The organism is Janthinobacterium aestuarii (assembly GCF_051380835.1).
Classification (GTDB): Bacteria; Pseudomonadota; Gammaproteobacteria; order Burkholderiales; family Burkholderiaceae_D; genus Janthinobacterium; species Janthinobacterium aestuarii.
In genome coordinates, this window is sequence record NZ_JBNYXU010000001.1 from 1,081,248 (window position 1) to 1,100,071 (window position 18,824).

The following is an 18,824-nucleotide window of genomic DNA, read 5'->3' on the forward strand; positions in this document are numbered from 1 at the left end:
TTAATGGCCCGTTTTTTCATTGACCGCCCGATTTTTGCCTGGGTGGTCGCGATCGTCATCATGCTTGCCGGCGTGATTTCGATCCTCAGCCTGCCGATCGCGCAGTACCCGAGCATTGCTCCTCCGTCGATTTCGATCAGCGGCTCCTATCCTGGCGCCTCCGCCAAGACCGTGGAAGATGCGGTCACCCAGGTCATCGAACAAAAGATGAAGGGTATCGACGGCTTGCGCTACATGTCTTCGTCGAGCGATGCGACTGGCGGCATCAGCATCACGCTGACGTTTACCAGCGGCACCAATCCCGACATCGCCCAGGTGCAAGTACAGAACAAGCTGCAGCTGGCCACGCCACTGCTGCCGACGGCTGTCACGCAGCAGGGTCTTGTCGTGTCGAAAGCGACGAAGAACTTCCTGATGGTGTTCGGCTTCATTTCCGAAAACGGCAAGATGGACCAAACCGACTTGAGCGACTATGTGGCCGCCAACGTCGTCGATCCGCTCAGCCGCGTGCCGGGCGTGGGCGACGTGACGCTGTTCGGTTCGCAGTACGCCATGCGTATCTGGCTCGATCCGGCCAAGCTGCAAAGCTTCAATCTGACCCCGGCGGACGTGATCACGGCCGTGCAGGCGCAGAATGCGGAAGTGTCGGCCGGTGAACTGGGCGGCACGCCGTCCGTCAAGGGCCAGCAGCTGAACGCCACCGTCTCGGCGCAAAGCCGCTTGCAAACGGTGGAGCAGTTCGGCGCCATCTTGCTGAAAACCACCACCGAGGGCGCCATGGTGCACCTGAAGGATGTGGCCAGCATGGAACTGGGCCGCGAGAACTACAACACCGTGGCCCGCTACAACGGCCATGCGGCGACCGGCGTGGCGATCAAGCTGGCGACGGGCGCCAATGCGCTCGATACGGCCAATGCGGCGAAAGCCATGCTGGGCAACCTGAGCAAGCAATTCCCTGAAGGCATGAGCTACCAGGTGGCGTTCGACACCACGCCGTTCGTGAAACTATCGATCGAAGAAGTGGTGAAAACCCTGATCGAAGCCGTCATCCTGGTATTCCTGGTGATGTATCTGTTCCTGCAAAACTTCCGCGCCACCCTGATCCCGACCATGGCCGTGCCGGTCGTGCTGCTCGGTACCTTCGGCATCCTGAATGCGTTCGGCTATTCGATCAATACCCTGACCATGTTCGCCATGGTGCTGGCCATCGGCCTGCTGGTCGATGATGCGATCGTGGTGGTGGAAAACGTCGAGCGCGTGATGAGCGAAGAGGGCTTGTCGCCGCTGGAAGCGACGCGCAAGTCCATGACGCAGATCACGGGCGCGCTGGTCGGTATCGCCATGGTGCTGTCGGCCGTATTCGTGCCGATGGCCTTCTTCGGCGGTTCGACGGGCGTGATTTACCGCCAGTTCTCGATCACGATCGTCTCGTCGATGGTGCTGTCCGTCGTCGTTGCGCTGGTGTTTACGCCAGCCTTGTGCGCGACCTTGCTGAAACCGGTCGAAAAGGGCCATCACGCAACGAACAAGGGTTTCTTCGGCTGGTTCAACCGCAGCTTCGATAGCAGCAGCAACAAATACCAGGGCTGGGTTGGCAGCATGATCCGTCACCGCGCCCGCTCGATGCTGTTGTACGTCATCCTGCTGGCTGGCCTGGTATTCGTCTTCATGCGCCTGCCGACCTCCTTCCTGCCGGAAGAAGACCAGGGCATCCTGTTTACGCAGATTCAATTGCCGACGGGCGCCACGCAAGAGCGCACCCTGAAAGTGATCGAGCAGGTCGAAGACCACTTCATGAACAGCGAGAAAGACAACGTCGCTTCCGTGTTTGCCGTGGCAGGTTTCAGCTTCGGCGGTAACGGCCAGAATACGGGTATCGCTTTCGTGCGCCTGAAAGACTGGTCGCTGCGCAAGGACGTGGCGCAAAAAGCGCCGGCCGTGGCCGGCCGCGCCATGGGCAAGTTGTTGCAGATCAAGGATGCGATGGTGTTCACGTTCGCCCCGCCTGCCGTGCTGGAACTGGGTAACGCCACCGGTTTCGACATGCAGCTGCAAGATATCGGCGGTGTCGGCCATGACGCCCTGATGGCGGCGCGTAACCAGTTGCTGGGCATGGCGTCGCAAAATCCTGCCATGGTCGGCGTGCGTCCGAACGGCCAGGAAGATACGCCGCAGTACAAGATCGACATCGACCAGCAGAAAGCTACCGCGCTGGGCCTGCAGATCTCGGAAATCAACCGCGTGCTGAGCGTGGGCTGGGGTAGTTCGTATGTGAACGACTTCCTCGACCGCGGCCGCGTGAAGAAAGTGTTCATGCAAGGTAATGCCGAATCGCGCATGCTGCCGGAAGACTTGAACAAGTGGTTCGTGCGCAATACCGCTGGACAGATGGTGCCGTTCTCGGCCTTCGCCACGGGCAAGTGGATCTACGCTTCGCCGCGCCTGGAACGCTACAACGGCTTGCCGTCGGTAGAGATCCTCGGTACGCCGGCGCCGGGCCAGAGCACGGGCGCCGCCATGAACGCGATGGAAGAAATGGTGGCCAAGCTGCCACCAGGCATCGGCATGAGCTGGACCGGCGTGTCGCTGGAAGAGCGCGAATCCGGTTCGCAGACGCCGCAGCTGTACGCGCTGTCGCTGCTGATCGTCTTCCTGTGCCTCGCTGCGCTGTATGAAAGCTGGTCGATTCCTTTCTCGGTGCTGCTGGTCGTGCCGCTGGGCGTCATCGGTGCCGTGCTGGGCACCTGGTTCTTCGGCCTGTCGAACGACGTGTACTTCCAGGTGGGCTTGCTCACGGTGGTGGGTCTGTCGGCGAAGAATGCGATTCTGATCGTCGAATTCGCCAAGGAAATGCAGGAATCGGGCATGTCGCTGCTGGACGCGACCTTGCATGCGGTGCGTCTGCGTCTGCGTCCGATTCTGATGACCTCGATCGCTTTCGGTCTGGGCGTGCTGCCACTGGCCATTTCCAGCGGCGCCGGTTCCGGCAGCCAGAACGCCATCGGTATCGGCGTGCTGGGCGGTATGTTGACGGCCACGTTCCTCGGTATCTTCTTCGTGCCGGTGTTCTTCGTGCTGGTGCGCGGCTTCTTCTCGAAGTCGGACGCGCCCACCACGCCGGCGGCGCCTGGTTCGCCAGCCGTCACGCTTTCTAAGGATGCGCATTAATATGAAAAAAACGCTACTCTCCATGGCGGCACTGGCCTTGCTGGCCGGTTGCAGCCTGGCTCCCACGTACGAGCGTCCGGCAGCGCCGGCGCCCACGGCGTGGCCGACCGGTCCTTCCTACAAGGCCGACACGGCCGCCGCCGACGCCAAGCCGGTGGCGGACGTCGCCTGGCGCGAGTTCTTTGCCGATGCGCGTTTGCGCCAGGTACTGGAACTGGCGCTGGCCAACAACCGTGACCTGCGCGTCTCGATCCTGAACATCGAGAAGGCGCGCGCCACCTACGGCATCGAACGCGCCGCCCTGATCCCGACCCTGTCGGCCTCGGGCGGCCAGTCGGCCACGCGCATCTCGAAAAACGCCAGCCCGACGGGCGAAGCGTCCATCAACCGCCAGTACACGGCGAACCTGGGCGTGTCGGCGTACGAGCTGGACTTCTTCGGCCGCGTGCGCAGCCTGTCCGACAGCGCGCTGGAACAATACCTGAGCACGGAAGAAGCACGCCGTGCACAGCAGATCAGCCTGGTGGCCGAAGTGGCCAGCACCTATCTGAACCTGGTGGCCGACCAGCAGCGCCTGCGCGTGGCGCAAGACACCTTGAAGAGCCAGCAGTCGTCGTATGACCTGGCCGTGCGGCGCTTCAGTGCGGGCGCCACGTCGGGCCTGGACAAGTACGATGCCCAGACCAGCGTGGAATCGGCCCGTTCCGACGTAGCCGTCTACACGAGCCAGGTGGCGCTCGACCAGAACGCGCTGGTGCTGCTGGTGGGCGGCCCCGTGCCGGCCGACCTGCTGCCGCAAGCCGAGTTCGGCGCCGTGACGGCCCTGGCGGACATTCCGTCCGGCGTGCCGTCGGACGTGCTGCAACGCCGTCCCGACGTGCTGGCGGCCGAGCGCACCTTGCGCGCTGCCAACGCCAACATCGGCGCGGCGCGCGCGGCTTTCTTCCCGCGCATTTCGCTCACGGCGACGGCGGGTTCGGTCAGCGACAACCTGTCCGGCCTGTTCAAGGGCGGCAGCGGCACGTGGAGTTTCCTGCCGCAGATCAGCTTGCCGATCTTCGATGGCGGCGTGAACCGCGCCAACCTCGATATCGCCAAGGTGCAGCGTGAAATCTCCGTGGCGCAATACGAAAAGGCGATCCAGGTCGCCTTCCGTGAAGTGTCCGATGCGCTGGCCCAGCGCGGCACCATCGACGAGCGCCTGCAGTCGCAGGTCTCGCTGGTCGAGGCGTCGACGAAGAGCTACACCATCCACGACGCGCGTTACAAGCAGGGCGCCGAGTCCTACCTGAACGCCCTGGTGGCCCAGCGCGCGCTGTACACGGCGCAGCAAAGCCTGATCACGGCGCGCCTGGCCAAGTCGACCAACCTGGTAACCTTGTACAAGGTACTGGGCGGCGGTTGGCAGCCTGAGCAGACAGCCGTCGCGGCGGCTGGCGGCGCCCAATAACCACAGGGACGCCGACGCCGGCCTTGCCCTTGTCCGCAGGGGCAGGGCCGGCGCGCTACTGGAAAATCATGAACCAAGTTGAAAAGAAGCATCCGGACCCCGAGCGCGCCAACACGCGGCGCAAGCAGGTGCTCGATGCGGCCGAAAGCTGTTTCAGCCGCCGCGGCTTTCACGGCGCCAGCATGGCCGAGATATCGAAAGCGGCCGGCATGAGCGCGGGCCACATCTATAATTATTTTGACAGCAAGGATGCGATCATCGCCGCCTTCGTCATGAAGAACACCGAGCGGGTGTCGAACCTGATGCAGGATCTGGCGCAGCGCGAAGATCCGCTGCAGTCCGTGATCGACAATGCGGGCGAGCACGTGCTGGAAAGCCTGGACCCGAAAACGTGGGTGATGCCGCTGGAAATTTTTGCCGAGGCGTCGCGCAATCCCGCCATTGCCGAAATGCTGCATTGTGCCGACCGGCGTTCGCGCGCCCTGTTCCTGACGATCATCCGTGAAGCGCGCATCAAGCGCGGCCTGCCGGCCGACGAAGAGATGCTCGAAGGGCGCCTGAACGCCATGATCGCCATGTACCAGGGCTTGCCCGTGCGTCTGGTGCACAATCCGCACATGAAGGTCGAGCCCCTGATCGCCGGTTTCCGCATCGTCCTGACGGCGCTGCTGCTGAGCGAATAGGGCGCCTGGCCGGGGCATGCAAAAAAGTTTGCGCAGTTCGATATGAATCATGCGCAAAGCATGGCAAAAACCTAAAAGCGTCTGCTATAATTCCCACCTCGTCGGGGCGTAGCGCAGCCTGGTAGCGTACATGCATGGGGTGCATGGGGTCGGAAGTTCGAATCTTCTCGCCCCGACCATTAGATTCAAGGAGTTACAGCGAAAGCTGTATAGAAACCCAGCACTGTATATTATACTTTTGTATAATATCGGTGCTGGGTTTTTCCGTTTACGTGACATATGATTTGCTCACCGCAGCATTTCGATGGCTGCTATCGGCCAGAAGCGGTCGTTTACAACGATCAGTTAGACAAAGAATCAATCTATGCATCAGGAGGACTTGTGCAACATCCCCAGTTAGGAACTCTCGAAATTGGTGAAGAATCGGGCGTAGGGACGCTTTTTTTCGATCGCCGCAGTATCCCGTTAATAATTGAACTGGATGATATTGCGCTCGATGATGTGTTGGCGTTTGCCGCGATTATCGCAAGCTCTTTAGAAACTTACGACCGGATTTCGAAGGAAATAATTACAACTGATCTCTTGGATACCTATAACTCTGGGTGGAATGAGTATGATGAGGTCCAGGACGATGGCACTACCAAGTCTGTAATAAATCCAATGCTCAGTTCCACTGAGTTTAAAACGCGTTTCGTTTTGCGTAGCGTAACGATCACCGGGGACTCCAGCGTTGACCTTAGGTATGAAGACGGCGGACTATTCTGGGGACATAGTGTTTTTGTTGAGTCTCTTGATGGCGCGGACTTTACAAACGCACGAGCGCAACTGATTGGCTAATGCGTGGAACAGCGCAGCGTCAACAACCGTTTTTTGCTGAGCGTAGTTGTAATTTGAATGCCCTCAAAGGGGCCGCAAGTGGCGATGACGGATGCGACACAACCAAGTAGAATCGGCCAGTAGCGGTCATTTTTGCGAGCGCTTTATTGATCGCTAAAAACTATGAGGTCGAGTATTCTTTGGCCGCAGACTGCGGATACCCGATGTGCTGCCTTATAGGAGAAGTGATGCAAACCAGCGACATTTTAGGCAAGATCAACGACGGCGTATTTTTCGAAAGAATTTTCGCGCAGGAGCGTGACTGGGATGCAGTGCTAGATTTAAGAGACAGTGCTGCCTTCGATGCCGACTGGCTTGAAAGCAATGAAAAGCTGGTGGTCGGCTATTCGGTAGACGAGACGGCGAGCAAGGAGGTTAGGGAAGCAGCCTTTAAGACCGTGTTTCAACTAACGGGCAATCCAGACTTGGCTGCTTATGTTTCCGATGATTTTGGTCTTATTACCCAGGCCAATCTCCATGGCGCTGATATTGCTTTCATCTGCCGGCTATGGGATTCGTATGTCCATGGTATTTTTCCAACATAACTCTTCCACTCTTTAACCGTTAAAAGGCGATCTTACGGTATGGTGTTGATTTGCAGCGAAATCTGACCCACTTTGCCGCATAATTTGCAAACGAATCTGACCCACGTTTAAGACACAATCCTGCTGATGACATTGAGCGGGGAATCGAAGTGATCGACGTGGCACTACTAGGCATTATTCGACGCTGGCACATTCGCGAGCATATCCCATTGATAGAGATAGCCAGGCGGTTGGGCATCTCCAGAAATACCGTCCGGCGCTAACTGCGCTCGGAAACCATAGAGCCAGCCTACGCTGAGCGGGGCTCCACCCGCGCCATCGACAAATACGTGTTCCAGCTTTCAGCGTTCCTCAAGACCGAGGCGGCCAAGTCGCGCAAGCAGCGGCGCACGCTGAAACAGATCCATGAGGACCTAAAAGAATTGGGGTTCGAGGGGGCTTACGACAGGGTCGCGGCGTTCGCGAGGACCTGGAGGGAGGGTCAAAATCCGGCCAGCAAGCGAACAGTGATGCTCCTGCCAGTCGTGGTCAGCGTCGCATCGCATCGATACGCAGGCCCGCGGCCTGCCATCCAGGAAAACCATCTTCAAGGCGTTGCGCCTTGAATCCCTTCGTCCTTAGCAGCGAAACCGCTTGAATAGAAAGTACGCAGTAACGTCCACCACAGTAAGCAAGAATTTCCTGGTCGTGCGGCAGCTCGCCAAAGTGCTGTTCTAGAGCCTCGGTTGGGATATTGATTGCACCGGGAATGTGTCCTTTTGCGTAGTCCTCCTCCGAGCGTACATCCAACAGCAGAACTCCTTCTTCCAATCTGGTGATCAGTTCTTCGACAGAGACACCTTCCAGGTGCTCCGAGTGGTGAATATCGCTCGATACGACACGCTGAATCTCTGCTTGCTGGAAATCGAGATAGTCGTGCAAGGCGGCAAGCATATTGGCAACTGGCCCGGTGCCAATCCGATACAGGACATGCTTGCCGTCACGGCGGGTTTGGACAAAGCCTGCGCGCCGGAGTTGCTGCAAATGCTGGGAAGTATTGGTGATGGAAAGCCCTGAGAGTTTCGTCAGGAGCTCCACCGAACTTTCTCGCTGAAAAATGGCTTCCAGCAAGGCAAGACGATGTGCATGCCCCAGCGTTTTGGCGATGTCGGCCAGTTCGTTGAGGGTCTTGGATGGGGTCTCAATCATATTCATAGCTACAGTCTAAGTTCTCTATTGACGTCACAATATCACCCATCTATCATTCCATCATATAATGGAATGATGGAATAAAGAAACCTTCGAAGGAATCGGACATGACCTCGACAGCAGCAGCCCCTCAGGCCTCATGGCGTGAGTTGTTCCACGGGCGTAACGGCTTACGCTCTATCGCGCTGGCAGGCGGAGTGGCACTGCACGCAGTAAACATCTATATCGTTACAACGATCTTGCCGACGGTTACCTGTCAACAATTCACTGACGAGATTAGATGATGGAGAAATTTGATTTTGCTTGCTCATTTTAGGTGTTTCGATCAAAAAATCAAGACTTGCCATCATAGATCATCCTGGATTTTAGCTCTAGACTTTCGACTCCGATTGTTTTAGGGATTCTAGAGATGAACAACGATGTTTTTGCTACCAAGCAAACGCTCAACGCGAACGATGTGTCTGTTTTAGAGCCAGCGGCAGCAGCATGGATGGCAGTGTTTTCACTGGCAATGGGGGTTTTCGGTTTACTGACGGCGGAGTACCTGCCAGCCAGTCTATTGACCCCGATGGCCTTCGATCTTGGCGTATCGGAGGCACTAGCTGGCCAGGCAGTGACAGTGACGGCCGTAGTGGCCATGTTCGCGGGGCTGTCGGTGCCAGGTCTCACGCGTCGTTTTGACCGGCGTGTCGTCTTGTTGGCTTTCACAGTGCTGATGATCGCCTCCAACCTGCTGGTGGCGTTGTCCTCAAGCTTGACAGTATTGTTGGTGATGCGCATTCTTCTGGGCGTCGCGCTAGGAGGCTTTTGGAGCATGGCGGCAGCCGTGGCTATGCGGCTGGTGCCGGCGAGGTTGGTGCCGCGAGCGCTATCCATCATATTCAGCGGCATCGCCATCGGGACGGTCGTTTCCGTACCGTTGGGCAGCTATTTAGGGGGGCTATATGGCTGGCGCAGTGCATTTATAGCAGCCGCGGCTGTCGGAGGGCTAACACTTGTGTTTCAATTGTTCACGCTGCCCCGTATGGCGCCGCGCACGATGATGCGCACCACATCGGTACTGGGACTGCTCCGTCGCCCGGGGATTGGGATCGGGATGTTGGGCTGCGTACTTGCCCATACCGGCCAATATGCATTGTTCACCTATATTCGCCCCGCTCTTGAAAGCGTTGTCCATATAGATGTAAACGGTTTGTCTCTGATGCTCCTGGGTTTTGGTATCGCCAACTTCGTTGGCACGCTGCTGGCCGGCTGGCTCATGGAGCGTAGCCTGCGTGCTACTCTAGTGCTCATGCCCGCGCTGGTGGGCTTGGCGGCATTCGGCATGATCTTGCTGCCAGTCCAAGGAACAGGCCTGATGTTTTTGGTCGCTCTGTGGGGCCTGGCGTTCGGCGGCGTACCTGTCGCCTGGTCCAACTGGGTAGCCCGTGCCGTCCCTGATCAAGCGGAGACAGCTGGTGGCATGGTCGTCGCTGCGGTGCAATCTTCAATAGCTGCCGGCGCTGCATTGGGTGGCATTATGTTCGGGTTGGGTGGAGTCACGGGCGTTTTCATTATTGCTGGCGTGGTGATGCTGTTCGCTGCTCTCGTTATCGCTTCAAGAGTTCGAGTCGAATTGCCGCAGCACGGTGCGACCGCTGCCCCAGTGCTGCACGGTTGAGCGTAAGCTACATCCGAATTGTCAATATTTGGGTGACGTCAGCCGAAAATTTTCCCATTACCGTCGGGCTTTGCGCTGCTGCGGTTCATCGGCGCCATCCCACATCGAACTGAGGCCCGATCGGGTGTGGGCGCCACCTTTTTGCGGCGGGAACACGAACTGACTGATCAACCCATACTTGATTTGGAGTCCACGGGCGCGGGCGATCACTTCGGCAGTCTCAGGCATAACGGCGATATCGACAGCTTTGCCACTGTTTTTTGTGTGTTTTGCTTGGCTTGATCCTGATCCGCCCACCCTCGATCCGTGATTCTTTCAGTATGCGCATATCTGTGCCGCGCGCCCACGGCAGGTAGGGCATGTCGATTTGATCGATAGGGTTGTCCTGGCGCAGGCGCAGATGCGGCTTTCCCCAATCCATACACGCCAAGAAAATATCGACACGGTGCGCACCACCGCACCGCGCCGCCACAGCCATCACATTGATAAAAAAGCTTGACCTTCCAGGTGTGTCAGGTCGGATAAAGGCAATGGGAGTTGTTTCAGCTCAACAAAACCATGTCGACTCCAGTCGCGAAAGGCACAATGATGAAAGTCACACCAATAAACCTGATTACCGCGGTGCTGGGCACCGCGCTTGCCGTCAGCGGATGCAAGCAGACGGCATCGCCTGCCGCTGCGGCCAAGCCGCCCGGCGTTCCCGTTGCCGAGGTGATCGTTCGCCAGGCAACACCCTATGTCGAGTTCAACGGCTCGCTGACCGCCGTCAAGCGGGTTGAGTTGCGCCCGCAGGTGGCCGGCTACCTGCAGGACGTGAGCGTGCCGGAAGGCCGCTTTGTCGAGAAGGGCAGCAAGCTCTTTGTGATCGATCCGCGCGTGTTCCAGGCGGCGGTGCATGCCGCCACGGCGCGCCTGCGCGAGGCTGAGGCGGCGTCGGTGCTGGCCCAGGCCGAGCATGAACGGGCCGAACAGCTGTTCGCCAGGAAGATCGTCGCGCGCGACCGTCTCGACGTGGCAACGGCGGCGCTGCATGCGGGCAAGGCACAGGTCGACGCCGCCAAGGCCGCGCTCGACGCCGCGCAACTGGAGCTCGGTTTCACGCGCGTCACGGCGCCGATCAGCGGACGTGTCGGCCAAGTCCTCGTCACCGAGGGCAACTACGTGGCCAGCGGCGTGACGCCCCTGACGACGATCGTTTCCATCGATCCCCTGCACGTCTATTTCGATGTCGATGAACGCACCTATTTGCGCTCGCTCGCCGCCGGCCGAGCCAGCGCCACCGCGCATGGGGCGCAGGCGGCCAAGGTCATGGTGGCATTGGCCACGGACAAGACATACACGCGTCCCGGCCGTGTCGATTTTCTTGCCAACGCCGCTGACCGCGGCACGGGAACGGTGCGTGTCCGCGCCGTGGTCGACAACCCCGATGGAAAACTGACGCCCGGCCTGTTTGCCAAGGTCAGGCTGGAGACGGGGGCGCAGCAAGCCAGGGTGCTCGTTTCCGATCAATCGATAGGCACGGACCAGGGGCGCCGCTATGTGCTCGTGGTCGGCAAAGGCGACAAGACGGAGTTCCGTCCCGTCGAGCTTGGCCCGATGGTCGATGGTTTGCGCGTGATAGAACAGGGACTGCAGCCCGGCGAGCGCATCGTCGTCAAGGGCCTCGTGCGCCCTGGCATGCAGGTGACGCCGCAGTCGGCCGCGATTGACGGTACGCCCATTGCCTTGCCGAAAACCTCGGGAGCCGCGTAATGTCCTTCCCACGTTTCTTCATCGACCGCCCGATCTTTGCCATCGTCCTCTCGGTCCTGATGGTGCTCGCCGGCATCGTCGCTTTCTTCCAGATGCCGCTCAGCGAATATCCTGCGGTGACGCCGCCGACCGTGCAGGTGAGCGCCGCCTATCCTGGCGCCAATCCCAAGGTGATCGCCGAAACGGTGGCGGCGCCGCTCGAGCAGGCCATTACCGGGGTCGAGGGCATGCAGTACATGTCGTCGCAATCGGCAACCGACGGCCGCATGACCTTGACCGTCACTTTCGCGCAGGGAACGAATGCCGACATGGCGCAGATCCAGGTGCAGAACCGGGTCGCGCGCGCGTTGCCGCGTTTGCCTGAAGAGGTACAGCGCCAGGGCGTCGTCACGCAGAAAACCTCGCCGGACATCCTGATGGTGGTGCACCTGCTGTCGCCCGACAAGCGCTACGATCCGCTGTACATATCGAATTACGCCTACCTGCAAGTGCGCGACGAGCTGTCCCGCATCCCCGGCATCAGCGACGTCCTCGTCTGGGGCGCGGGCGAATACAGCATGCGGCTGTGGCTCGACCCGAACCTGATCGCCGCACGCGGCCTGACGGCCGGCGAGGTGATTGCCGCCGTGCGCGAACAGAATGTGCAGGTGGCAGCCGGTTCCGTCGGCCAGTCTCCCGACTCCAGCGCCGCCTTCCAGGTGACGGTCAACACGCTCGGACGCTTGACGGGCGAGGAACAGTTCGGCGACATCATCATCCGCACGGGCGCCGAAGGCCAGGTGACGCGTTTGCGCGACGTGGCACGCATCGAGATGGGCGCCGACGCCTATGCGCTGCGCAGCCTGCTGGACGGCGAGCCGGCCGTCGCCCTGCAAATCATTCAAAGCCCCGGCGCCAACGCGCTCGACGTAGCGCAGGCGGTACGCGACACCATGCAGCGGCTGGAGGAAAATTTCCCGGCAGGATTGAGCTCGCGCATCGCCTATGACCCGACGGTGTTTGTGCGTGCCTCGCTGGAATCGGTGGCAACGACCTTGCTGGAGGCGATCATTCTCGTCGTCATCGTGGTGGTGCTGTTCCTGCGCAACTGGCGCGCGTCGCTGATTCCCCTCATGGCGGTACCCGTATCGCTGATCGGCACCTTCGCCGTCATGCATCTGATGGGCTTCTCGCTCAACACCCTGTCTCTGTTCGGCCTGGTGCTGTCGATCGGCATCGTCGTCGACGACGCCATCGTCGTGGTCGAGAACGTCGAACGCCACATCGAAAACGGCGAAGAACCCAGGCAGGCGGCAAGGCGCGCCATGGACGAGGTCACGGGCCCCATCATCGCGATCACCTCGGTGCTCGCCGCCGTGTTCATTCCGACCGCCTTCCTGAGCGGCTTGCAGGGCGAGTTCTACCGCCAGTTCGCGCTGACGATCGCCATCTCGACCATCCTGTCGGCCGTCAATTCGCTCACGCTCAGCCCGGCGCTTGCCGGCCTCCTGCTCGAGCCCCGCAAGGCCGGGGCCGTGCATGATCCGCGCGGCCGCGCCGAGCGCCTGTTGCAGATGCTGGGCCGGCCGTTCCAGCGCGCGCCGGACGCCTATGGCAACACGGTGCGCAAAGTCGTCAGGGTCAGCGGCGTGGCCTTGCTCGTGTACGGCGGCCTGCTCGCGCTGACCTTCTTCGGCTTCAAGGCCGTGCCGCCGGGCTTCGTGCCGATGCAGGACAAATACTATCTGGTGGCGATCGCGCAGTTGCCCAACTCGTCATCGCTGGACCGTACCGACGCGGTTGCCAAGCAAATGTCGAAGATTGCGCTGGCCGAGCCTGGCGTTGAAAGCGTCGTCGCCTTCCCCGGCTTGTCGATCAACGGCTTCGTCAACGTGCCGAACGCGGCCGTCATGTTCGTCATGCTTGACCCGTTCAAGGCCCGCACGACGCCCGATCTCACGGCAAACGCGATCGCCGGGCGCCTGCAGGCGAAATTCGCCGGCATTCCCGACGGTTTCCTCGGCGTGTTCCCGCCGCCGCCAGTGCCCGGCCTTGGCGCGACCGGCGGCTTCAAGATGCTGGTCGAGGACCGCGGCAGCGCCGGGCTCGATGCCCTGGTGCAGCAGACGCATATCCTGATGACCAAGGCAGGCGAGTCGGGACAGGTGGCCGGCCTCATGACCAGCCTGGACGTCAATGCCCCGCAGCTCGAGGTCGCCATCGACCGTACTCAGGTCAAGAGCCAGGGAGTGCGCCTGGCCGACGTGTTCGAGTCGCTGCAGATCTATCTCGGTTCCCTCTACGTCAACGACTTCAACCGCTTCGGCCGGACCTACAAGGTGACGGCCCAGGCCGATGCCGAGCATCGCATGCAAGCCGAGGCCATCGGACGCTTGCAGGTGCGTAACGCGGCCGGCGACATGCTGCCCTTGTCGTCGTTTGTCACCGTCACGCCCAGTTCCGGTCCGGACCGCGTGGTTCACTACAATGGCTATCCCTCGGCCGACATCTCGGGTGGCGCGATGCCAGGCGTCAGTTCGGGGCAGGCGGTGGCCGTCATGGAACGGCTGGCGAAGGAGGTGCTGCCTGAAGGCATGAGCTTTGAATGGACTGACCTTACCTACCAGCAAAAGCTGGCCGGCGATTCGGCGCTGTTCATCTTTCCGCTGTGCGTGCTGCTCGCCTATCTGATCCTGGCCGCGCAGTACAACAGCTGGCTGCTGCCGCTGGCCGTCCTGCTGATCGTGCCGATGTGTTTGCTGAGCGCGATCATCGGCGTGTGGCTGGTGGACGGCGACAACAATATCTTCGTGCAGATCGGGCTCATCGTGCTCGTCGGACTGGCGGCCAAGAACGCCATCCTCATTGTCGAGTTCGCCCGTAGCCTGGAAATGGAAGGGGCCAGCGCGCTCGATGCGGTCATCGAAGCTTGCCGGCTGCGGCTACGGCCCATCCTGATGACTTCGCTTGCCTTCATCGCTGGCGTCGTACCGCTGGTCTTCGCCAGTGGCGCCGGCTCCGAGATGCGCCAGGCCATGGGCATCGCGGTGTTCGCCGGCATGCTGGGCGTAACACTGTTCGGATTGTTCCTCACGCCCGTGTTTTATGTGGTGATGCGCGCCCTGGCGGCCCGCTTCGAGCGCCACAAGCCAACGACCCAGACAAGCATGCACAGGAGCGCATCATGAACAGCCCGTATCAAACAGTTGTCGTTTCTCTCAGTGCGCTGATCGTGCTGGCCGGCTGCGCGGTCGGCCCCGATTATGCGCCGCCGTTGCCGCCGCCGCTATCCGCATCGCAGTTTTCCGGCAGCGCAGGCCAGGCCCACGCCGGTCTCGTGCCGGGGGCGGTCGAGGTGGAGTGGTGGCGCAGCTTCGACGACCCGGCGCTGGTCACCTTGATCCAGCGGGCGCTGGCGGCGAACCACGATGTCGGCATCGCTGCCGCCCGGCTCGCGGAGGCAAAAGCCTTGCTGCGCGAAGACAGGCAGGGCTTCCTGCCGCAGGCTGGCGCCGCGCTCGGGTACGAGAAGCGCCGCCTGAGCAAGGTCGAAACGCTGCCCGGCCAGCCGCGTCATAGCGAAAGCTATCGCGGCACCGTCGATGCTTCCTGGGAGATCGACCTCTTCGGCCGCGTGCGGCGGTCCGTGGAAGCGGGCCAGGCGCAGGCGGGCTCACGCGAAGCGTTGCTGCGCGGCGTGCAGGCGGGTGTTGCCGCCACGGTGGCGGCCACCTGGTTCGAGCTGGGCGGCATCGAGGCTGAACTCGCTGTCGTTGCCAGCATCACCCAAAGCCAGCGCGACAGCCTGGCGCTCGTCGAGCGCATGGTGAGCGCAGGCTCTGCCAGCGAACTCGACCGGCTTCGTGCCGAGGCCTTGCTGCGCTCGGTGGAGGTGGCCGCGCCCGAACTGGAGCGCCGCCGCGCGGCCTCCGTCAACGCACTGGCCATCCTGCTTGGCGAAGTGCCGCAGACGTTCAGCCTTCCCGCCGCCACGCCGGCAAGTGACGCGCTGACGGTGCGGGCGATTGCCGTGGGCGATCCTGCCGGGCTGCTCGCGCGGCGCGCCGATATTGCGGCGGCCGAGCGCAACCTGGCTGCCGCGACCGCCCGCATCGGGGTGGAAACGGCTGGCCTCTATCCCGAGGTCCAGGTAACGGGTTCTATCGGACTCGTCGCGGGCAGCCTCGATGCGATGGGCGACGCTGGCATGCAATCGAGCTTCCTTGGCCCCGTCATCCGCTGGAATCTGCTCGATACGGGGCGTGTGCGCGCCCGCATCGCCGCCAGCGAGGCACGCACCCGGGCAGCCCTGCTCGTTTACGACCGGACCGTCTTGCGCGCACTCCAGGAAACGGACGATGCTTTCAAAGCCCACGACACGGCAGGCAGCACGCTCGGCTTGCGAATGCTTGAGGCGGCGGCCAATCGGGAGGCGGCAGACCTTGCGCGGCTGCGGTTTTCCGCAGGTGAAGGTTTCTACCTGGAGGTGCTCGAAGCGGAACGGGCCGACTTTGCCAGCCGTCGCGCGCTGGCCGTCGCGCGCACCAACCAGCGGCTTTCCGTTGTCAGCATCTACAAGGCGCTGGGCGGCGGCTGGGAGATCTGCGCGCAGGCAAGCGACGACTGTGAAGGCGCCCGGGCGCTTCCGCGGACGAAGCAACTCGCCGGCAGGCCTTGACCTCACTGCGCGCGGGCAACCGCTAGGCTTCGTAGACTATCCTGTAGAGATTGCCTTTGCGCCGGATGTGTGCGAAGCCGAGTTCGCCAAGGTGCATGCCGGCGATGAGGATGTTGTCGGCGCTGACCACATCGAGCAGTGTCGAGCGTGTTTCGGCCGACAGCAGGGGATCCTGGTCGAATGCAATGGATACGTCGGGACGCGCAATCTGGATTTGGGGGAAATGCACAATATCCCCCCAAATCAACAGACTGCGGCTAGCGGATTCGATGCGATAACCGGAATGGCCTGCGGTATGCCCCGGTAGGGGCATGGCACTAATGCCCGGGAGAACCTCGTTTCCGGTAAACAAGCGCATCTTCTCACGATACTTGTCAAACACCTTCCGGGCAAACAGAAAGTTGCCGCGAGCGCGCTCACTGGCTCGGCTGAGATTGCCATCGTCTTCCCAGAAAGAAACCTCATGCTGGTGGACCACCAGCTGCGCATCGGGAAAGGCGGCTTCTCCTGACGCATCAAGCAGTCCGCCGACATGATCGGGATGGGCATGCGTCAGCAGTATCGTGTCGATGTCCGAGGCTTGTACGCCAGCCAGCGCAAGATTGACTTTCAGCTTGCCGCCCCAGTGCTTGAATCCGCCCGCACCCGCATCAATCAAGATTGTGCGGCCACGTCCGCGCACCAGATAGCAGTTGATATGGATGGAAGAGGGATCGCTCACCCCTGCGTCTTGCTGCAATTTTGACGCATCCATCGAACCGATATTGGAGAGCAAATCCAGACTGGCGGACAGGTATCCGTCACTGATGGCCGTGATCGAAAATTCTCCTATCTGCTGGCTGGGAAATGGTATGTGATCCATTGCTGTATTCCTATCTGATAATCAATTGCGTGCATGAATGGCCGGAGCCGTATAGCCAAAACAGCGGATGCGTGCAGCAAGGCCAGTATTTGCTTTGATGATGGCCTCCAGCCTTTCCATGAACACATCCATGACTGCTTTCGTCCTGAACGGTACAAGCCGGTATTGGATTTCCGCATAGGCCGGATTCCCCCGGCCATGACGGACACCGACATAGGTGATGTGGACGTTCTCCAGCGCAGCTTCAAGCATCCCTGTGCAGAGTTCGGTGCATTGGTCGGTGAGTGCCGCCAGATTTGCATCCGGCGGCATCTTTTCTGTTGGCATGAAAATCGTCACGTTGGGCATGTGGGCTCTACCGCGAAATTTGATGAGCGATGTCACTGCCGTTCGTCAATTGACCGGTCATGGGCGCATATAGATGGACGCCCTCGGGAAGCTGTTCCATGCCGGGGCCAGTGGCGCGCCCCATCTTCGCCACCCATCGATGTTCAGGGAACCTTTCCAATGCGACAGCCTGCATCCGACAAGGAGCGAGGCCCATGTCGACGAGCGGCTCCGGGCCGACCGTACTCGCCACCAGATAGTCGTCTGCGCCGATGGCCGGTGCGCGCTCAAGGCCGGCATACAGATTGCGGTGCCAGTCGGTGATGTGCTGCTGCCAGCGCGCGAAATTGCCACCGCCTTTCTGGCGATACTCCTGTCCCTGAAGCACATCGAGATTGTCGATCGTATGCATGGCGAGGTAGACAGGGCAACCGGCGCTCAAGGCTTTGAAGCGCTGCGAGGTATGGAAGCCGCTCACTGAAATGAGCGCGGGCAGTTTTTCCAGGCTATAGAAGTTATTCCACTCCGCTTCACTGGCGGGATCGGCAAAGCTGCATTCGACTGTATATATCATGAGATCACGCGTGACCGGACGCTTTGCGCGCCGGCCTTCCTTGTTGATGTTCAGTCATTGTGCGCCCTGAATTTCGCCGTATAAATCGATTTTTTGGTATCCTTCCATGATTAAACATCAAGGTGAGCCGCTAGCTTGGCTCTGACTCAGGAGCACCCATGCGCCGCAAGATTCCCAGCAACGCCGCACTCATGGCCTTCGAGGCCGCCGCCCGCCATGGCAGTTTCGCCCGGGCGGCGGCGGAGTTGTCACTGACGGAAGGGGCCATCAGCCGTCAGATTGGCCGGCTGGAAGCCTTTCTCGGCGTCACCTTGTTCGAACGTGTCGGCAATCGCGTGCGGCTGTTGCCGAACGGGGAGCGCTATGCGGCGCAGGTGCGCGAGTCGCTCGACCGGCTGGAGCGGGACAGCCAGTACCTGATGGGACAGCCAGTCGATGGCGCCAGCCTCGACATTGCCGTCATCCCGACGTTCGCGATGCGGTGGCTGATTCCCCGCTTGCCACAATTCCAGCAGCAGCATCCGCACATTTGCGTGCATCTTGCAGAGCGGATGGAACCCTTCGTTCTTGCCGGCAGCGGCTTCGATGCCGCCATCCATTTCGAGCATCCGGCCTGGACAGGAATGCGTACGTATCCGTTGCTGCATGAGGTGCTGGTGCCAGTTTGCCATCCTGCACTTCTGAAAGAGGGCAAAGGAGCAACGGCACTGGACACGCTGCCGCGTCTGCACCGGCGGCAGAACCCGGATGCCTGGGAACGTTATGCACGGGAAGCCGGGATCGCACTGAGCAATCCTGCGACCGGTGCACGCTACGATCTGCATGCCATGCTGATCGAGGCGGCATTGGCCGGCCTCGGCGTCGCCCTGGTGCCGCGCCTTTACGTGGAAACGGAGCTGGCGCAAGGCCGCTTGGCCGCTCCATGGCCCGATGGAAAAACCATCTCCAAGACCTTCTGCATCGTCCTTCCCGAGCCCATCGGCTTGAGCGGAAAACCGGTCCAGGCATTGACGCAATGGATACTGGACGAGGCGAAAAACACAACGATGGCTGTGCCGCAGACCTAGCCGATCAAGCGCGGC

General features: G+C 60.8%; 14 protein-coding genes, 1 tRNA gene and 1 pseudogene. 12 read left to right on the top strand and 4 right to left on the bottom strand.

From position 1 onward, the window contains the following. The first annotated feature begins 3 nt into the window (after positions 1-3). The 7 genes and pseudogenes from ACQ4WO_RS04845 to ACQ4WO_RS04875 form a co-directional block, all read left to right on the top strand. Positions 4-3,168, top strand: coding sequence for an efflux RND transporter permease subunit (locus ACQ4WO_RS04845; RefSeq protein WP_436480435.1), 3,165 nt, complete (start codon positions 4-6; stop codon positions 3,166-3,168). A gap of 1 nt (position 3,169) precedes the next feature. Continuing rightward, entirely contained in the window at positions 3,170-4,618 is a 1,449-nt protein-coding gene (gene adeC, locus ACQ4WO_RS04850) for an AdeC/AdeK/OprM family multidrug efflux complex outer membrane factor (RefSeq protein ID WP_436480436.1), read from the top strand. A 68-nt stretch (positions 4,619-4,686) separates the two neighbouring features. Then, on the top strand, positions 4,687-5,301 hold the full coding sequence (locus tag ACQ4WO_RS04855) for a TetR/AcrR family transcriptional regulator (RefSeq protein ID WP_436480437.1): 615 nt from the start codon (positions 4,687-4,689) through the stop codon (positions 5,299-5,301). 102 nt (positions 5,302-5,403) lie between these two features. Then, positions 5,404-5,480, top strand: a tRNA-Pro gene (locus ACQ4WO_RS04860). Positions 5,481-5,682: 202 nt separating this feature from the next. Beyond that, positions 5,683-6,138 (top strand): DUF2262 domain-containing protein, encoded by a 456-nt coding sequence (locus ACQ4WO_RS04865; RefSeq protein WP_436480438.1) that lies wholly within the window; start codon positions 5,683-5,685, stop codon positions 6,136-6,138. Positions 6,139-6,365: 227 nt separating this feature from the next. Beyond that, the gene (locus ACQ4WO_RS04870; protein WP_035820925.1) at positions 6,366-6,722 is read left to right on the top strand and encodes an immunity protein PIM1 family protein; all 357 of its coding nucleotides are present in this window, start codon (positions 6,366-6,368) and stop codon (positions 6,720-6,722) included. Between the two features lie 158 nt (positions 6,723-6,880). Continuing rightward, a pseudogene (locus ACQ4WO_RS04875) lies at positions 6,881-7,198 on the top strand (IS21 family transposase); the annotation flags it as partial. 52 nt (positions 7,199-7,250) lie between these two features. Here ACQ4WO_RS04875 and ACQ4WO_RS04880 read toward each other — a convergent pair. Continuing rightward, on the bottom strand, positions 7,251-7,910 hold the full coding sequence (locus ACQ4WO_RS04880) for an ArsR/SmtB family transcription factor (protein ID WP_436480439.1): 660 nt from the start codon (positions 7,908-7,910) through the stop codon (positions 7,251-7,253). Between the two features lie 409 nt (positions 7,911-8,319). On the opposite strand from ACQ4WO_RS04880, the gene ACQ4WO_RS04885 reads away from it, so the two are divergent. The 4 genes from ACQ4WO_RS04885 to ACQ4WO_RS04900 all read left to right on the top strand — a co-directional run bounded on the left by ACQ4WO_RS04885 (position 8,320) and on the right by ACQ4WO_RS04900 (position 15,979). After that, complete coding sequence (locus ACQ4WO_RS04885; protein WP_436480440.1) at positions 8,320-9,570, top strand: MFS transporter; 1,251 nt, start codon at positions 8,320-8,322, stop codon at positions 9,568-9,570. A gap of 588 nt (positions 9,571-10,158) precedes the next feature. Further along, the gene (locus ACQ4WO_RS04890) at positions 10,159-11,322 is read left to right on the top strand and encodes an efflux RND transporter periplasmic adaptor subunit (protein ID WP_436480441.1); all 1,164 of its coding nucleotides are present in this window, start codon (positions 10,159-10,161) and stop codon (positions 11,320-11,322) included. Next, positions 11,322-14,489, top strand: coding sequence for an efflux RND transporter permease subunit (locus tag ACQ4WO_RS04895; protein WP_436480442.1), 3,168 nt, complete (start codon positions 11,322-11,324; stop codon positions 14,487-14,489). The genes ACQ4WO_RS04890 and ACQ4WO_RS04895 overlap by 1 nt, the downstream gene beginning before the upstream one ends. Then, positions 14,486-15,979 carry an efflux transporter outer membrane subunit gene (locus ACQ4WO_RS04900; protein WP_436480443.1) on the top strand — a complete coding sequence of 498 codons (1,494 nt, stop codon included), beginning with the start codon at positions 14,486-14,488 and terminating at the stop codon, positions 15,977-15,979. Before ACQ4WO_RS04895 ends, ACQ4WO_RS04900 begins: the two co-directional genes overlap by 4 nt. 22 nt (positions 15,980-16,001) lie before the next feature. On the opposite strand, the gene ACQ4WO_RS04905 is transcribed toward ACQ4WO_RS04900, so the two are convergent. The 3 genes from ACQ4WO_RS04905 to ACQ4WO_RS04915 are packed head-to-tail and all read right to left on the bottom strand — an operon-like array spanning position 16,002 to position 17,742. Then, positions 16,002-16,841: an MBL fold metallo-hydrolase gene (locus tag ACQ4WO_RS04905; protein WP_436480444.1), complete on the bottom strand. Its 840-nt coding sequence runs from the start codon at positions 16,839-16,841 to the stop codon at positions 16,002-16,004. A 21-nt stretch (positions 16,842-16,862) separates the two neighbouring features. Then, the gene (locus ACQ4WO_RS04910) at positions 16,863-17,189 is read right to left on the bottom strand and encodes a hypothetical protein (RefSeq protein WP_436480445.1); all 327 of its coding nucleotides are present in this window, start codon (positions 17,187-17,189) and stop codon (positions 16,863-16,865) included. Between the two features lie 7 nt (positions 17,190-17,196). Continuing rightward, complete coding sequence (locus tag ACQ4WO_RS04915) at positions 17,197-17,742, bottom strand: sugar ABC transporter (RefSeq protein ID WP_436480446.1); 546 nt, start codon at positions 17,740-17,742, stop codon at positions 17,197-17,199. A 158-nt stretch (positions 17,743-17,900) separates the two neighbouring features. Here ACQ4WO_RS04915 and ACQ4WO_RS04920 point away from each other — a divergent pair, with 158 nt between their 5' ends. Beyond that, positions 17,901-18,809 carry a LysR substrate-binding domain-containing protein gene (locus ACQ4WO_RS04920; RefSeq protein ID WP_436480447.1) on the top strand — a complete coding sequence of 303 codons (909 nt, stop codon included), beginning with the start codon at positions 17,901-17,903 and terminating at the stop codon, positions 18,807-18,809. Positions 18,810-18,824: the final 15 nt, after the last annotated feature.

Excerpts from the sequence above, each read along its gene's own strand:
- ACQ4WO_RS04910 (WP_436480445.1), bottom strand. The coding sequence starts at position 17,189 with ATGCCCAACGTGACGATTTTCATGCCAACAGAAAAGATGCCGCCGGAT.
- ACQ4WO_RS04895 (WP_436480442.1), top strand. The coding sequence starts at position 11,322 with ATGTCCTTCCCACGTTTCTTCATCGACCGCCCGATCTTTGCCATCGTC.
- adeC (WP_436480436.1), top strand. The coding sequence starts at position 3,170 with ATGAAAAAAACGCTACTCTCCATGGCGGCACTGGCCTTGCTGGCCGGT.
- ACQ4WO_RS04890 (WP_436480441.1), top strand. The coding sequence starts at position 10,159 with ATGAAAGTCACACCAATAAACCTGATTACCGCGGTGCTGGGCACCGCG.
- ACQ4WO_RS04855 (WP_436480437.1), top strand. The coding sequence starts at position 4,687 with ATGAACCAAGTTGAAAAGAAGCATCCGGACCCCGAGCGCGCCAACACG.
- ACQ4WO_RS04920 (WP_436480447.1), top strand. The coding sequence starts at position 17,901 with ATGCGCCGCAAGATTCCCAGCAACGCCGCACTCATGGCCTTCGAGGCC.
- ACQ4WO_RS04885 (WP_436480440.1), top strand. The coding sequence starts at position 8,320 with ATGAACAACGATGTTTTTGCTACCAAGCAAACGCTCAACGCGAACGAT.
- ACQ4WO_RS04900 (WP_436480443.1), top strand. The coding sequence starts at position 14,486 with ATGAACAGCCCGTATCAAACAGTTGTCGTTTCTCTCAGTGCGCTGATC.
- ACQ4WO_RS04870 (WP_035820925.1), top strand. The coding sequence starts at position 6,366 with ATGCAAACCAGCGACATTTTAGGCAAGATCAACGACGGCGTATTTTTC.
- ACQ4WO_RS04915 (WP_436480446.1), bottom strand. The coding sequence starts at position 17,742 with ATGATATATACAGTCGAATGCAGCTTTGCCGATCCCGCCAGTGAAGCG.
- ACQ4WO_RS04905 (WP_436480444.1), bottom strand. The coding sequence starts at position 16,841 with ATGGATCACATACCATTTCCCAGCCAGCAGATAGGAGAATTTTCGATC.
- ACQ4WO_RS04880 (WP_436480439.1), bottom strand. The coding sequence starts at position 7,910 with ATGATTGAGACCCCATCCAAGACCCTCAACGAACTGGCCGACATCGCC.
- ACQ4WO_RS04845 (WP_436480435.1), top strand. The coding sequence starts at position 4 with ATGGCCCGTTTTTTCATTGACCGCCCGATTTTTGCCTGGGTGGTCGCG.